Here is a 14,397-nt window from a genome sequence, read left to right on the forward strand (position 1 = left end):
AGGGAGCGGACGCATGGCCAAGGTGATCAGGATCGGCGGCGCGGGCGGCTTCCTGGGCGATTCCTCGGTGGCGGCGCCCCAGCTGCTGGCCGGCGGCAAGCTCGACTACATGATCCTCGACTATCTGGCCGAGGCCACCATGTCGGCGCTCGGCCAGCTCAAGGCCGCCCGCCCCGACCAGGGCTATGCCCGCGACTTCACCGACTGGATCTGGAAGGACAACCTCCAGGAACTGAAGGCCCAAGGCGTCAAGATCATCACCAATGCCGGCGGCCTCAATCCCCACGCCTGCCGCGCGCGGATGGAGGAACTGGCCGCCGCCGCCGGCCTCTCCTTCAAGATCGCCGTGGTCGAGGGCGACGACCTGTCCGGCCGCCTGCCCGACCTGAAGGCGCGCGGCCTGACCGAGATGTTCACCGACGCGACTTTCCCGGAGCCCGCGGCCGTCTTCTCCGCCAACGCCTATTTCGGCGGCCGCCCGATCGCCGAGGCGCTGGCCGCCGGCGCCGACATGGTGATCACCGGCCGGGTGGTCGATTCCGCCCTGGCGCTCGGCCCCCTGATGTACGAATTCGGCTGGAGCGACCGCGACCATGACCTGCTCTCGGCGGGCTCGCTCGCCGGCCACGTCATCGAGTGCGGCGCCCAGGCGACCGGCGGCCTGTTCACCGATTGGCAGGACGTCCCCGACTGGGCCCACATCGGCTATCCGGTCATCGAATGCCACGCCGATGGGTCCTTCATCGTCACCAAGCCCCCCGGCACAGGCGGCCTGGTCTCGGCCGGCGCGGTGGCCGAACAGATCCTCTATGAGGTCGGCGACCCGCAGGGCTACGCCCTGCCCGACGTGGTCTGCGACTTCACGCAAGTGAAGGTCGAGGAGGTCGGTCCGCACCGGGTCAGGGTCAGCGGCGCCAAGGGCTATCCGCCGTCCGACCGCTACAAGGTCTGCGTCACCTTTGGCGACGGCTTCCGCTTCATCGGCGCCATGCCGGTGGTCGGCCGCGAGGCGGCCCTGAAGGCCCAGCGCCAGGCCGACGCCGTGCTGATCCGGGTGGGCGAGATGCTGCGCGACCGCAACCTGCCGCCCCTGCGCGACAGCCGGATCGAGGTGCTGGGGGCCGAGTCGACCTATGGCGCCAACGCCAATCCGGCCCTGGCCGGCGTCCGCGAGGTGGTCGCCCGTCTCGGCGCCGAGCATGAGAGCGCCGAGGCTCTGGGCCTGATGATGCGCGAGTTCGCCTCCCCCACCACCTCGATGAGCGTCGGCTCCACCGGCTGGTTCGGCGGCGCGCCGACCATCACTCCGGTCTGCCGGGTGTTCTCCATCCTGCTGCCCCGCGAAGAGGTCCCGGCCCAGGTCGATCTCGGCGGCAAGACCTTCACCGTCGAGCCCGAGCGCCCGCCCCAGCCCTATGATCCCGCCGCCACCCTGCGCCCGCCGGTCCCGGCCGATCCCGCCACCGCCCCGAGTCCGATGACGACCGTGCCCCTGATCCAGCTCGCCTGGGCCCGGTCCGGCGACAAGGGCGACGCCTTCAACATCGGGGTCATCGCCCGCAAGCCGGCCTACCTGCCCTGGATCCGCGCCGCCCTCACCGAGGCCCGCGTCAAGACCTGGTTCGCCCACGAGTTCATGGGCGCGCCAGCCCCCAAGGTGATCCGCTACGACCTGCCCGGCATGGACGCCCTGAATTTCCACTGCATCCAGGCGCTCGGCGGCGGCCAATTCTCCAGCCTCCGCCTCGACGCCCTCGCCAAGGGCAAGGCCCAGCAGCTGCTGGATATCGAGATCGAGGTTCCGGCGGGGTTGTTGGGGTGATCGCGGGTTAGTTGGAACGAGCGCCCGCTTCATCCACCGCCTGGTAGAATTCCTCCAAGTCGCGTTGACGCCTCAGGCGAATTGCTCGGCAGAACAATCCGACGGCGACGGCTAGTCCCGGAAACACGAAAATAGGTCCGACAACCCGACCAGCTTCAATAACACTCAGAGAGCCGCGCCAGACTGCCCATGCCATCAAGCAAGATGTCCCGGCAGCTGAAATGGCCGCCAACGCGATCCAGCTCAATTCATTCACACGCGACGGGACGACGGGGATGCCCTGGGGCCCTTGACGGACATCGCCAAATTTCCATGAGCTTTTCATCGTGGCGTATTCCGTAAGGCGGCAAATTGAACAAATCAACGCGCAGTCAAATGGCTGCTTAGGGGCGCGAGCCGTCAGCGACGTCGCGCGCAGCGCCGCAGGTTCTCCGCTCTAGTCCGCGCACCTCGCCACCCCACCCAATCCGCGATAAACCGATCCCATGACCACCGATGCGCTGCGGCGCCTGATCGACCTGCCGGGCGTCGACGCGCTCGAATACCGCGCCCTACTGAAGCGCGACTTCGCCGAGCCGGAAGCCCGCGCCGAGTTCCCGGAGATCGACGCCTGCACGACCGCCCTGTTTGGCCTGACGGCGGACGAGGCCGAGGCTGCGCCGCGCCCCGAGGGTTGGGACAACATTGAGAACAAGGCCCCCGCCGTGCAGGCCGCCGCCTTCGAGGCCGAGGGCTGGGACGTCACCGACGACAAGCGCCGGCCCCTGCGCGTGCTTGGTCATTTCAGCGGCCCCCTGTGGCTGGCCCTGCGCGGCGTCGCTGGGACCCTGCCCTACGAGGCCGAGCGCGATCCGTCGGCGGCCTTGCTCTCCAAGCTGGAGGCCGACGCCAAGCGCTTCCTCAAGCGCTAGGGCCGGACGTGCTAGATTTTCGCCGCAGGTTCAACCGGCGTGGATCAGATCAATGACCGAGCATCGAATCTACAAGACCAGCTTCGCCAGCGTCTATCCGCTCTATCTCGCCAAGGCCGAACGCAAGGGACGCACCCGGGCGGAGGTCGATGAGGTCATTCTCTGGCTGACTGGCTTCAGTCCGCAAGGCCTCGAGGACCAGCTGGCGCGGAGGACGGATCTCCGCACCTTCTTCGCCGAGGCGCCCGCGCCGCACCCCGCCAGGGCCGACATCAAGGGCGTGATCTGCGGCGTCCGCGTCGAGGAGATCGCCGATCCGCTGATGCGGGAGATCCGCTACCTGGACAAGCTGATCGACGAACTGGCCAAGGGCAAGGCGATGGCGAAGGTCCTGCGGGGGTGACCGCGTTCGGACTGGCCGAACCGCCTAACCCCCAATCTCCTCCCGCAGCAGCTCGCCCAAAATCGCCAGCCCCCGCTCAGCCGCCTCCGGCGCGGCGAGGCTGAAGTTCAGCCTCAGGGCCTGACACGCGCCGCCCTGCGCCAGGAAGTGGCTGCCAGGGGTGAACAGCACGCCGCGCTCCAGGGCCCGCTTCAGTAGGGCCTCGGGCGACACCGCCCCGTTCAGGGTGACCCAGAAGAACAGCCCGCCCGGCGGCGTGCTCCAGGTCGCCAACCCGCCCAGATGCCGCTCCAGAGCCTGCGCGAACACATCGCGCTTGCCGCGATAGAGCGCGGCGATCCGCGCCATCCGGGCGTCGCGGTCGGGGTCGTTCAGATATTGCAGCACCATCCATTGGCTCAGCCGGTTGGTGTGCAGGTCGGCGGCCTGCTTCAGCCGCACCAGCAGGGGGAAGATGTCCTCCGACGCGGTCAGGAAGCCCAGGCGCAGGCCCGGCGCCACGGTCTTGGAGAACGAGCCCTGATAGACCCAGGACGCCGTCTTCACCTGCGCGCAGACCGGCCGCCGCTCACAGGGCTCATAGACCAGGTCGCGATAGGGATCGTCCTCGAACAGGATCACGTCGTGGGCGTCGCAGGCCTGGGCCAGGGCGCGGCGCTCGTCGGCGCTCCAGCAACCGCCAGTCGGATTCTGGAAGGTCGGCGTCACATAGGCCACGGCCGGCGCGGCCTGCGCCCAGCCCGCTCCGGGGTCGGCCCTGTCGAGGATCTCGAACCGCGCGCCGAAGAACCGGAACACCTGCAGGGCGGCCAGATAGGCCGGGGATTCCACCGCCACGCCCGAGCCGGCGTCCACCACCAGCTTGCCGACCAGGTCGATCCCCTGCTGCGACCCCGACAGGATCAACACCCGGTCCGGCGCGCTGTCGATCCCCAGGCCCGCCAGTTGCTCGGCGATCTTGGCCCGCAACTCCGGCTCGCCCTCGGTCGGGCCATATTGCAGCAGCTCCCCGGGTGGCGGCGGCAGTTCCAGCCCGGCGAAGCTGTCCGGCGACGGCAGGCCCCCAGCGAAGGAGATCATTCCCGGCCTCTGGCTGACGCTGAGCATCTCGCGCACCGGCGAGGCGTGCAGATCCGCAGTCCGTGTCGACAAGCGCGCCATGTTCGCCTCGAGATAGCGTCAAGTTCATTGACCTATCGACAGCCTAAGGCGGGCAAGATTAATGTGTCAATATGATTGACCTAGACCGCCAGGACGCGCTGCGCGGCGCGATCGAGCTGCTCTATTTCGCCTATCGCGGCTTCACCGACCTGCCCGACCGCATCCTGGAACGGCGGGGGCTCGGCCGGGTGCATCACCGCATCCTCTATTTCATCGGCAGCCGGCCGGACGTCTCGGTGCGCGGCCTGCTCGACCTGCTGGCGGTCAGCAAGCAGGCGCTCAACGCCCCCCTGCGCCAGCTGATGGAGATGGGCCTGGTCGCCGCCCTGCCCGCCGCCAGCGACCGGCGGGTCAAGAACCTGCGGCTCACGCCGGAGGGCCAGCGCCTGGAGGCCGAGCTGACCGGCGCCCAGATGCGCCACCTTGAGGCCGCCTTCGACAAGGCCGGCGCGCCGCAGGAAGAGGGCTGGCGCGCGGTGATGGCCGTATTGGCGGCGCCCGCCTAACCCGCGATGGCGTGCAGCGCCTGGATCCCCAGGGCCAGGCCGACCACGGCGATCAGGCCGGACGAGAAATAGGGCGCCCGCCGCGCGAAGGTCTCGAACGCCGGGCCCCAGCGCTTCTCCGCATGCCGCGCCGCGATCGCCGCCCCCACGCCCACCGAGACCATGGTCGCCGCCAGCCCGACCGAGAAGCACAGCACCAGCACGACCCCCAGGGCCACCTGCTTCAGCTGCAGACAGAGCAGCAGCACGGTGATCGAGGCCGGGCACGGGATCAGCCCGCCGGTCAGGCCGAACATCACGATCTGGCCGGTGGTCGCCGTCCGCCCCTCGAAGCGCCTGGCGATGTCGGCGGCGTGCGCCCGCTCATGGGCGTCCTCATAGGCATGGGCCGCGACGTGCGGATGATCATGCGCGTGGCTGTGACCATGGTCATGGTGGTGGTCGTGACCGTGGTCATGATGATCATGATCGTGCGGATGATCATGACCGTGGCTGTGTCCGTGACCGCCATGGTCATGGCCCGCATGGGCCAGCCGCCAGGCCCGGCCGTCGCTCCAGGTGCGCCACAGCATCCAGGCCGCCACCCCCAGGATGATCGCCGCCGAGGCCAGCTGGAACCAGGGCTCGGAGGTCTCCAGGTTCAGGTTGCGCCCGAAATAGAGCCCGGCCAGGGCCACGGCCCAGACCACCAGGGTGTGGGAGAAGGTCGCCGACAGGCCGAGCAGGATCGCCTGGCCCACCGTGCCGCGCACCGCGACGATGAAGGCCGCCATCATGGTCTTGGAGTGCCCCGGCTCCAGCCCGTGCAGCGCCCCCAGCACCAGGGCCGAGGGGATGAACAGCCAGGCGTGGCCCTGGGCCAGCAGCGTCGCGAAGTCGGTCATCTCAGGCGACCGGCTTTTCGAACAGCACCCACCAGCAGCCATTGATCGCGCCTTCGTCGATCACCGCGAACCCGGCCTTGCGCCCCATCTCCCGCCAGGTCGACTTCGGCGTCAGCAGGAAGGAGAACAGGCTGCCGATGGTGAACATCATCGGCCCGGGGGTCCACACCGCCATCAGGAACCGGCCGCCGGGCTTCAGCACCCGCCAGGTCTCCGCCAGCCCCTGCTGCTTGGCGCCGCCCAGATGGTCATAGACATTGGTGCTGACCGCCGCATCGAAGTCGCCTTGCGGGAACGGCATGGCGGTCAGGTCGCCGGTCACCACCTCGACCCGCTCGGTCAGGCCGGCGATCTTCAGATTGCGGTCCAGCAGGGCCCGGCCGCCATCATCGATATAGTCGGCGTCGAACCGGTCGAGAGCCGTCACCCGGCCGCCGCGCAAGACCCGGCTCAAGGCGATGGTCGTGCGCCCGGCGCCGCAGCCGGCGTCCAGCACCCGGTCGGTCTCGCCGCGCACCAGGTCGACCATCGGCAGCACCATGTGGTCGGGCCGGCGGAACCCGCTCATCGCCGTGTTGCCGAACAGGAACAGCACCGCCTGGACCACCAGCAGGAAGCTGATCGGCCACAGCTCCGGCTTCGAGACCTGCACGGCCACGGCCGCCGCCAAGGCGACCAGGGCCGCCACCGCCAGCCCGTTCATCCAGCCCGGCCCCCAGCCGAACTCCAGGGCGTCGCCGGCCGGCAGGGCCGGCTTGCGCAGGCCCCGGATCCAATCGCGCAGGGCCATGCCATAGAGCGAGCTCAGGATCACCACCGCCCCGATCAGGTGGAAGCCGGCGAACAGCAGGATCGAGGTCGAGATCCCTTTCAGTCGCGGCGCGTAGATCATCAGGGCCGCGCCGGCCGCCAGGCCCAGGACGCCGATCAGCCACATGTGGCTGTGGGGATGTCTCGCTCTCGTCTGGGCCATTTCAGCCTCCAGAAGGGTCGGGTTTGAGGGTCACAGGTACTTGGCCAGCTGCTTCAGTTCGGCCAGGGCCGCGCGGCCGTCCGGCCCCTCGGCGTCGTGCAGGCAGTGCTCGATATGGTCGTGGATCAGCTCGCGCTTGGCATTGGTCACCGCCGCCTCCACCGCGTGCAGCTGCTGGGCGAGGTCGAGACAAGGCCGCCCGGCCTCGATCATGCCGACGATCGACTTCAGATGCCCCTCGGCGCGCTTCAGGCGCTTGATGATGGCCGGGTGCGAGGCGTGGGCGTGTTCGGACATGCGACCAACCTATCCCCCTGGATAGGATATGCAAGCCATCTTCTTGGAGCCGCGCCGACGTCCCCGGCGCTAGGTTAGTCGGCCATGTCCGCGTCGGGCCGGCCATCGCCGGACAGCAGCACGGCGAGCGGCCGCGTGCCCGGGAACTCCGCCAGGATCGCCATGGCCAGCACGGTCAGCGGCGTCGACAGGAAGGCGCCCGTCACCCCCCACATCGCGCTCCAGAAGGCGAGCGCCAGCAGCACCACCAGCGGGTCGAGGTTCAGGCTCTTGCCCTGCATGCGCGGCTGGACGACGTGGCTGACCAGGAAATGGATCGCCTCCAGCCCGACCAGCAGCACCACCGCCCGGGTCGCGCCATCCACCTCCACCAGGCCGAACAGCGCCGGGAACAGCACCCCGATCGCCGCCCCCACCGCCGGGATGTAGTTGGCGAGGAAGATGATCAGGCACCAGAACGGGATGTGCGACAGGCCGGTGAGCGTCATCAGCACCGCCGACAGGGCGGTGATCAGCAGCCCGACCAGGGTCTGGATCCAGATATATTGCTCCACCCCGCGCCGCACCCGCAGGAACAGCCGCCGGGCCTCGGCATAGTCGTCGGCGTCCAGGAACAGCTGGCTGGCCTTGGCCGCGAAGCCGCGCCGGGAGGCGACCAGGAAGCCCAGATAGATCAGCACGAACACCGCCGCCTCGGCGAAGTGGCTCACCGCCTCGGCCAGGACCCCGGCGAAGCGGCTGGGGTTCAGCTTCTCGATCAGCCCGGCCAGGGTCGGGGTGACATTGAGGCCCAGGCGCTGGGCGCCCCGGCTCAGGAACGCATTGATATGGTCGGTATAGGTCGCCGACTGGGCGGCCAGGGCGGCCGCGTTGTCGGCGGTGATCCAGATGGTCAGGGCGAAGCCCAGGACGATAAGGGTGATGGCGAACGGCGTCGCCGCGGCCTTCGGAAAACCTGGCACGCGGGCGCTCAGCAGGCGGGCGACGCCATCGACCATGATCAGCAGGAACAGCGCCAGGACGAAGGGCTCCAGCATCCGGCGCAGCGCATAGAGGGTGAAGCCGGTCAGGATCGTGGCGATGACCACGACGGCGACCTTCACCACCCCGACCGGTCCGATCATGGAAGGCGTGGCGGCGGGGCGGGCCATGGTCGAATCTCCAGCGGACGCATTGGTGAGGAACGCGCACTAAGCGCCGCTCCGTCGGGACGCCACAACCCCCTTGCCCCCACCAAGCCCTGTTCCCTAGAACAGCTCATCGCCTTTTCGTCTTTTCCTGTTTCCTTCGCTTCATTTCAGCGCCTCTTTCCGGCGCCTCATCGCCAGGGTTTCCAATTTCCATGACCGACATCGTCGTGCCGCGACAGTTTCGCGGGCCGCCCACCACCGCCAATGGCGGCTATATCTGTGGCGTTCTCTCCAATGCGGTCGGCGGACGCGGCTCGGCCATGCTGCGGGCCGGCGTGCCCCTCGACGTGCCCGTGACCCTCAGCCTCTCCGCCGACGGCCAGGCGACCCTCAGCAACGCCGAGGGCCAGCCGCTCGGCATGGCCAAGCCGGCCGAGGATTCGGCCCTGCCCGCCCCGCCCCTTCCCCCCGGCGTCGAGGCCGCGCGGGCCTTTGGCGAGACCTCGCCCTTCGCCCGTCGCCCGCTGCATCGCGGCTGCTTCTCCTGCTGCATCGAGCGCGAGGACGGCGAGGGCCTGGGGGTCTATGTCGGCCAGGTCGAGGGCGCCCCCGCCGGCCAGTGCGCCGGGGTCTGGACGCCGCACGCCAATTTCGCCAACGCCGACGGGACTGTTCCCGACGAGATCACCTGGGCGGCGCTCGACTGCCCGGGTTCCATGGCCTGGTTCATCAAGACCGGCGCGCCCGTGGGCCTGCTCGGCACCATGGCCGGCGAAGTGTTGATCAAGCCCCGGGCCGGCGAGACCTATGTGGTCAGCGCCTGGGCCCTGGAGGCCGAGGGTCGCAAGCACTTCGCCGGCGTCGCCCTGTTCGACCGCGACGGGACCCTGATGGCCCGTGGCGGCCAGATCTGGATCGGCCGGGCGCCCGCCCCGCCCCCCGCCGCCTGAACCTTGGGCGCCTAAACCTCGACGCCGTGCTTGCGCAGCTTGCGCACCAGCTTGCGGAACAGCTGGGCGTTGGCGGCGTAGGTCGTGGCCATCAGGACTGGATCGGCCAGTTCCTGCACCGCCATCAGCCCCCCGGGCATGCGGTCCAGCAGCCCTACGGCCACCAGCCCCTTGATCCGCCGCCGACAGGTCTCGCGCGGCAGGCCCAGGCTTTCTGAGATCGCCAGGCTGGTGATCGGCCGGCGCGCCTCGAAGGGGATGGTCATCCCCTTGGACCAATAGACGCCCACCTTTTCGGGGTCCTCGAGCAGGTGGGCGACATTGGCCGCCGCCACCGCGTTCAGGATCAGGATGTCGGTCGGGTCCATGCCCGTCGACTGGGTCAAGAGCCCAACCATCGAGATCATGTACTCGGCCGTCAGCCGCGCGATCTTGCGGATCTCGACCGTCTCATCCATGTCCGAACACCCGCGACGCCACCCCTAGATCTCCACGCCGTGCTGGCGCAGTTGCCGGATCAGGCGACGGAACAGCTGGGCGTTGGCGAAGGCGAGCGCGACCGTGCGCTGCGGATCCTGCAGCTCCGGAATGGCGATCAGCCCCCCCTTCTGACGCATCAACAGGCCCGCCTTCACCAGGCCGGCCACCCGCCGCCGCGTGGTCTCACGCGGCAGGCCCAGGCTTTCGGAAATCGCCAGACTGGTGATCGGCCGCTTCATCTCGATCGGCAGCGGCGTGTCCGCGCTCTGATAGTCGGCGGTCAGGTCCTGGCGGTCGCGCAAATGGCCGACATTGGCCGCGCCAATGGCGTTCAGGATCAGCATGTCGACCGGATCCTGGCCGGTCTCACGGATCATCTCGGCCGCCAGGCCGATCAGATATTCCGAGGTCAGCCGGGAAATGGTCCGAAGGTGGGCGGGGTCGTCCATGCAGGCGGCGCGGGCCCTGAAGCTGTGATCGTACCCTGTCTACTATGGTTTACGCCGCACCGCACCTGCCTCTGTCCCCTTAACGGGGCGCCGACAGATGATGCCAATCGTCGCGTCGGATCTGGGGGGTGTCGCATGCCAGATGCGGCGCCGCCAGCGCCCGGCGACGACGGCGCGCGGCCAGCCATTCACTGACCCACAGGGCCCAGCCAAAGGGAACGTCCTTATGCAACCTGCTCAACTCTTCCATGGCCTGTCTCCTGGCGCGTTCCCTTGTGGAACAACCGGAATGTCCGCTCTTGAGGTCCAGGTGACAAACGGGTCCTCCTCGTTTATATATAAGCTGCCCTTATGCCTGATCCCCTCGCCCAGATTCCCTTGAGCGCCATTCGGGTGTTCGAAGCCGCCGCCCGGCTCGGCGGGTTCACCCGCGCCGCCGAAGAGCTGGGGGTCACCCAGGCCGCCGTCAGCTGGCAGGTGAAGGCGCTGGAACGCCGCCTGGGCCTCACCCTGTTCCGCCGCCTGACCCGCGAGGTGGTGCTGACCCCGCCGGGCGAGCGCCTGGCCCGGGCCGCCACCGAGGCCATGGTCGGCCTGCGCGCCGCCCTGTCCGACATCACCGGCGCCAGCGAGGGCGTGCTGTCGATCACCACCATGCCGTCGCTGGCCACCCAATGGCTGGCCCCGCGCCTGGGCGCCTTCCAGCTGGCCCACCCGAAGATCGCGGTGCGGCTGGAAACCTCGACCCACACCATCGACCTCGTGCGCGAGAACACCGACGTCGCCTTGCGGGGCGGCGACGGCCGGTGGCCGGGGCTTGAGACCCACCATCTGTTCGGCCACGTCCAGACCCCGCTGTGCACTGAGCAGACCCGCCAGCGCCTGGGCGGCCTGGCCCATCCCCGCGACCTGCTCGCCGCCCCGCGCATCGGGTCGGAGGCGGAATGGGCCCTGTGGTTCGCCGCCGCCGGGGTCGCCCCGCCCGGCCCCGCCTCCGGCCCCCGCCTGGCCGGCGACGCCCAGACCTTCGAGGTCGCCTCCGCCCTGGCCGGTCACGGCGTAGCCCTGGGTTCGCCGATCTTCTTCGCCGCCGAGATCGCCCAGGGGCGGCTGGTCCAGCCCTTCGACATCGCGCCCGCCTATGGCCCCGGCTACTGGCTGGCCTATCCGGTCGAGCGCGCCCGCGTCCCCAAGATCGCCGCCTTCCGCGACTGGCTGATGACCCAGGTCGCCACCGACCCGGCCGCCGCCCGGGCGCTCGGCCAGGAGGTCATGGCCGCCGTGAAGTAGGAGCCCTCGCCCCGCTTGCGGGGAGAGGGTTGGGTGAGGGGCTCGGGCGGTCAGGCCGCCTTAAGCTCGCAAAAAGAGAACAGCCCTCACCCTACCCTCTCCCGGAAGCGGGAGAGGGAAACTGCGCGCGCGGCCCTACTTCGCCCGGAACCCAGCCAGCAGCGTCTTCAGCTCCGGCTCGTCGACCCGGACGGCGGCCTCCATCGGGCTGGTCCACAGCTTCTCGCGCTGGCCCACCTCCGGAAACACCGCCAGCTCCGAGGTGACCTCCAGCGGGAACACCGAGACCCGCACATGCTGGCTGCGGCCGCTGCGCAGCCGCTTGTCATAGTGATAGACGCCGATCGGCTTCTTGGTGACCTTGCCCGCGACGCCCGCCTCCTCAAAGGCTTCCTGGGCGGCGGACGGCCCGGGTTTCAGCCCCTTGATCGGCCAACCCTTGGGCAGCACCCAGCGGCGCGTCTCGCGGCTGGTCAGCAGCAGGATCTCCAGCCCCGCCTCGCCCTTGCGCCACGGCACACAGGCATATTGCGCCCGGGGCTCTCGGTCGGGCTCGGGACGGACGCGGTCAATCTTCTTGCCCATCAGAACACCCGCCCGGCCAGCACGGCGAGCCAGTAGAACCCCGCCCCCATCAGTCCGGCCATCGGCATGGTGAACACCCAGGCCCAGACGATGCTGCCGGCGATGTTCCAGCGCACGGCCCGCGCCCGACGCGCCGCCCCGACCCCGACGATCGCGCCGGTGATGGTGTGGGTGGTCGAGACCGGCACCCCCAGGTGGGTGGCCAGGAACAGGGTGATCGCCCCGCCGGTCTCGGCGCAGAAGCCCTGTTGCGGCGACAGGCGCGTAATCTTCGAGCCCATGGTGTGGACGATCCGCCAGCCCCCCATCAGGGTGCCCAGCGCCATGGCCGCCTGACAGCTCAGCACCACCCACAGCGGCACGTGGAAATCGCCCTGCAGCTTGCCGTGCGCATAGAGCAGCACGGTGATGATCCCCATGGTCTTCTGGGCGTCATTGCCGCCATGACCCAGCGAGAACAGCGAGGCCGAGACGAACTGCAGCTTGCGGAACGTGCCGTCCGCCAGGCTGGGCGTCGCCTTCACGAAGAGCCAGGTGGCCAGCAGCACCAGCACCAGGGCCAGGCCGAAGCCCAGGGCCGGCGACACCACGATCCCGGCCACGGTCTTATAGACCCCGTCCCAGACCACCGGATCGAGCCCGGCCTTGGCGACGCCGGCGCCCAGCAGGCCGCCGATCAGGGCGTGCGAACTCGAGGACGGAATCCCCGCCATCCAGGTGATGACATTCCAGGTGATCGCCCCGCCCAGGGCGCCGAAGATCACCGCGTCGTCGACGACGCCGGGGGTGAGGATGCCCTTGCCCACCGTCTGGGCCACGTGCAGCCCGAAGAACAGGAAGGCGATGAAGTTGAAGAACGCCGCCCAAAGCACCGCGTAGCGGGCCGGCAGCACCCGGGTCGAGACGATGGTCGCGATCGAGTTGGCGGCGTCGTGCAGACCGTTCAGGAAATCGAAGGCCAGGGCCACGACCACCAGGAAGATCAACAGCGGCCCGGCTGAGGCGAGATCCACCGGGGCGCCTACAGGTGCTCGATCAGCACGGCGCTGATGCGGTTGGCGACGTCTTCGAAGCGGTCGACCACCTTCTCCAGGTGATCATAGATCTCGCTGCCGACGATGAAGGCCATCGGATCGGCCCGGGCCGGGCCCTTGAACAGGGCGGCCATGCCGGTGTCGTAGAGCTGGTCGGATTCCTCCTCCAGCGCCGAGATCTGTTCGGCCAGGGCGCTCAGCCGCGCGGCGTTGCCCTGCAGGTTACGCAGCATCGGCACAGCCTCGGCCACCAGGTCGGAGGTGCGCACGATCACCTGGCCCAGGGTCGTCATGTCGGGCTCGAAGGCGCGGACCTCGAACAGGGTGATGGCCTTGGCGGTCTTGTGCATCTGGTCGATGGCGTCATCCATCGAACTGATCAGGTCGTGGATGTCGGACCGGTCGAAGGGGGTGATGAAGGTCCGGCGCACCGCCAGCAGCACCTCGCGCGTGACCTGGTCGGCCTCGTTCTCGTGCCGCGCCACCTCGGCGCAGGCGGCCGGAACCCCCTCGCCGCCGGCCAGCACCTGTTGCAGCGCCAAGGCCCCGGCGGTCAGGGTGCGGGCATGGGCTTCGAACAGATCGAAGAACCGATCCTCCTTCGGCATCAGGGCCTGGAACCACTTCATCATGACCGCCCGAATCTCCTGCGAAGTCGCGGGTTTGGGTCAGGCCTACGCGGCGTCGCCCGGGCTGTAAACGGCGCATTCCGACACGGCAGGAAATCTGTGCGTGAACGGACGAAACTACCGCACGAAGCTCGCCCCGTTCACGTCGATCACCGCCCCGGTCATCGAGCCCGGCGCCTCAAGCGCCAGATAGGCGGCGACACTCGCCACCTCGGCCGGATCGGCCACCCGGCCCAGGGGGATGTCGGCCAGCAGCTTGTCGCCGCCGCGGCTGGCCAGATAGTCCTCGGCCATGCCGGTCATCACGAAGCCCGGACAGACGGCGAAGGCCAGGATCTCTTCGATCGCATAGCCCCGCGCGATCGACTTGGTCATGCCGACCATGCCCGCCTTCGAGGCCGCATAGTGCCAGTGGGCCGGGCTGTCGCCGCGATAGGCCGCCCGGCTGGCGATATTGACGATCCGTCCGCCGCCGCCCCGGGCCCGGAAGTGCAGCACCGCCCGGCGGCAGAGATCGGCGCTGGCCTGCAGGTTGATCTGCAGCGTCCGGCCCCAGCTGGCCTGCCACGCGTCATCCGGCGCGTCGACGGCCACCGCCTCGAACACCCCGGCATTGTTGATCAGCACGTCGACGCGCCCGTCGAGCTGCTCCAGCGCCCTGGCCCACAGGGTGTCGGCGCCCCCGGCCTCGGCCAGATCCGCCCCGATCACCCCCGCGCCATCCGTCCGCCCATGCCCGACCACCCGGGCGCCCTGGGCGGTCAGGGTCTCCACAATCGCCGCGCCAATGCCCCGCGTGGAGCCGGTGACGAGGACGTGGGGCGCAGGGTTCGCAGCGGTCTGGGTCATGGCCCCACTTCCTGGCGCCCCGCGCGCAGGCGTCAACCGCAAAG

At 69.3% G+C, this 14,397-nt stretch carries 17 protein-coding genes; 6 read left to right on the forward strand and 11 right to left on the reverse strand.

What is annotated here, in order from left to right; translation table 11 throughout:
- From Q7P21_RS13590 to Q7P21_RS13600, 3 genes are all read left to right on the forward strand, one after another.
- A partial coding sequence (locus Q7P21_RS13590) for an acyclic terpene utilization AtuA family protein (protein ID WP_369695346.1) occupies positions 1-1,822 on the forward strand: 1,822 nt, incomplete at its 5' end.
- Between the two features lie 485 nt (positions 1,823-2,307).
- Positions 2,308-2,733: a hypothetical protein gene (locus Q7P21_RS13595; RefSeq protein WP_304177485.1), complete on the forward strand. Its 426-nt coding sequence runs from the start codon at positions 2,308-2,310 to the stop codon at positions 2,731-2,733.
- A gap of 52 nt (positions 2,734-2,785) precedes the next feature.
- The gene (locus Q7P21_RS13600) at positions 2,786-3,136 is read left to right on the forward strand and encodes a DUF2200 domain-containing protein (RefSeq protein WP_304177487.1); all 351 of its coding nucleotides are present in this window, start codon (positions 2,786-2,788) and stop codon (positions 3,134-3,136) included.
- A 24-nt stretch (positions 3,137-3,160) separates the two neighbouring features.
- Here the strand turns inward: Q7P21_RS13600 and Q7P21_RS13605 are convergent, their stop codons facing one another.
- Complete coding sequence (locus Q7P21_RS13605) at positions 3,161-4,297, reverse strand: PLP-dependent aminotransferase family protein (RefSeq protein WP_304177489.1); 1,137 nt, start codon at positions 4,295-4,297, stop codon at positions 3,161-3,163.
- Positions 4,298-4,368: 71 nt separating this feature from the next.
- On the opposite strand from Q7P21_RS13605, the gene Q7P21_RS13610 reads away from it, so the two are divergent.
- A complete protein-coding gene (locus Q7P21_RS13610; protein WP_304169857.1) occupies positions 4,369-4,803 on the forward strand; it encodes a MarR family winged helix-turn-helix transcriptional regulator in 435 nt (144 codons plus the stop codon).
- Here the strand turns inward: Q7P21_RS13610 and Q7P21_RS13615 are convergent.
- From Q7P21_RS13615 to Q7P21_RS13630, 4 genes are all read right to left on the reverse strand, one after another.
- Complete coding sequence (locus tag Q7P21_RS13615) at positions 4,800-5,687, reverse strand: nickel/cobalt efflux transporter (protein WP_304177491.1); 888 nt, start codon at positions 5,685-5,687, stop codon at positions 4,800-4,802. The genes Q7P21_RS13610 and Q7P21_RS13615 overlap by 4 nt on opposite strands.
- Position 5,688: 1 nt before the next feature.
- Positions 5,689-6,660: a class I SAM-dependent methyltransferase gene (locus Q7P21_RS13620; RefSeq protein ID WP_304177492.1), complete on the reverse strand. Its 972-nt coding sequence runs from the start codon at positions 6,658-6,660 to the stop codon at positions 5,689-5,691.
- A gap of 30 nt (positions 6,661-6,690) precedes the next feature.
- Positions 6,691-6,957 carry a metal-sensing transcriptional repressor gene (locus tag Q7P21_RS13625; RefSeq protein ID WP_304177493.1) on the reverse strand — a complete coding sequence of 89 codons (267 nt, stop codon included), beginning with the start codon at positions 6,955-6,957 and terminating at the stop codon, positions 6,691-6,693.
- A 74-nt stretch (positions 6,958-7,031) separates the two neighbouring features.
- Positions 7,032-8,108, reverse strand: a complete 1,077-nt coding sequence (locus Q7P21_RS13630) for an AI-2E family transporter (RefSeq protein ID WP_304169866.1) — start codon at positions 8,106-8,108, stop codon at positions 7,032-7,034.
- 191 nt (positions 8,109-8,299) lie between these two features.
- On the opposite strand from Q7P21_RS13630, the gene Q7P21_RS13635 reads away from it, so the two are divergent.
- Positions 8,300-9,037 (forward strand): hypothetical protein, encoded by a 738-nt coding sequence (locus Q7P21_RS13635; protein ID WP_304169868.1) that lies wholly within the window; start codon positions 8,300-8,302, stop codon positions 9,035-9,037.
- An 11-nt stretch (positions 9,038-9,048) separates the two neighbouring features.
- Here Q7P21_RS13635 and Q7P21_RS13640 read toward each other — a convergent pair whose 3' ends face one another.
- Together Q7P21_RS13640 and Q7P21_RS13645 are read right to left on the reverse strand one after the other, a co-directional pair.
- Positions 9,049-9,495 (reverse strand): hypothetical protein, encoded by a 447-nt coding sequence (locus Q7P21_RS13640; protein ID WP_304169870.1) that lies wholly within the window; start codon positions 9,493-9,495, stop codon positions 9,049-9,051.
- 24 nt (positions 9,496-9,519) lie between these two features.
- A complete protein-coding gene (locus Q7P21_RS13645) occupies positions 9,520-9,966 on the reverse strand; it encodes a hypothetical protein (protein ID WP_304169873.1) in 447 nt (148 codons plus the stop codon).
- Positions 9,967-10,317: 351 nt separating this feature from the next.
- Between Q7P21_RS13645 and Q7P21_RS13650 the strand changes: the two genes are divergently transcribed.
- Positions 10,318-11,256 carry a LysR substrate-binding domain-containing protein gene (locus tag Q7P21_RS13650; protein WP_304177494.1) on the forward strand — a complete coding sequence of 313 codons (939 nt, stop codon included), beginning with the start codon at positions 10,318-10,320 and terminating at the stop codon, positions 11,254-11,256.
- 135 nt (positions 11,257-11,391) lie between these two features.
- Here the strand turns inward: Q7P21_RS13650 and Q7P21_RS13655 are convergent, their stop codons facing one another.
- The 4 genes from Q7P21_RS13655 to Q7P21_RS13670 all read right to left on the reverse strand — a co-directional run bounded on the left by Q7P21_RS13655 (position 11,392) and on the right by Q7P21_RS13670 (position 14,353).
- Entirely contained in the window at positions 11,392-11,841 is a 450-nt protein-coding gene (locus Q7P21_RS13655) for an NUDIX hydrolase (protein WP_304169876.1), read from the reverse strand.
- Positions 11,841-12,854 carry an inorganic phosphate transporter gene (locus Q7P21_RS13660; protein WP_304169877.1) on the reverse strand — a complete coding sequence of 338 codons (1,014 nt, stop codon included), beginning with the start codon at positions 12,852-12,854 and terminating at the stop codon, positions 11,841-11,843. The genes Q7P21_RS13655 and Q7P21_RS13660 overlap by 1 nt, the downstream gene beginning before the upstream one ends.
- 8 nt (positions 12,855-12,862) lie before the next feature.
- The gene (locus tag Q7P21_RS13665; RefSeq protein WP_304169879.1) at positions 12,863-13,507 is read right to left on the reverse strand and encodes a DUF47 domain-containing protein; all 645 of its coding nucleotides are present in this window, start codon (positions 13,505-13,507) and stop codon (positions 12,863-12,865) included.
- A 114-nt stretch (positions 13,508-13,621) separates the two neighbouring features.
- On the reverse strand, positions 13,622-14,353 hold the full coding sequence (locus Q7P21_RS13670) for an SDR family NAD(P)-dependent oxidoreductase (RefSeq protein ID WP_304177496.1): 732 nt from the start codon (positions 14,351-14,353) through the stop codon (positions 13,622-13,624).
- Positions 14,354-14,397: the final 44 nt, after the last annotated feature.

The organism is Phenylobacterium aquaticum (assembly GCF_947378715.1).
GTDB lineage: Bacteria > Pseudomonadota > Alphaproteobacteria > Caulobacterales > Caulobacteraceae > Phenylobacterium > Phenylobacterium aquaticum_A.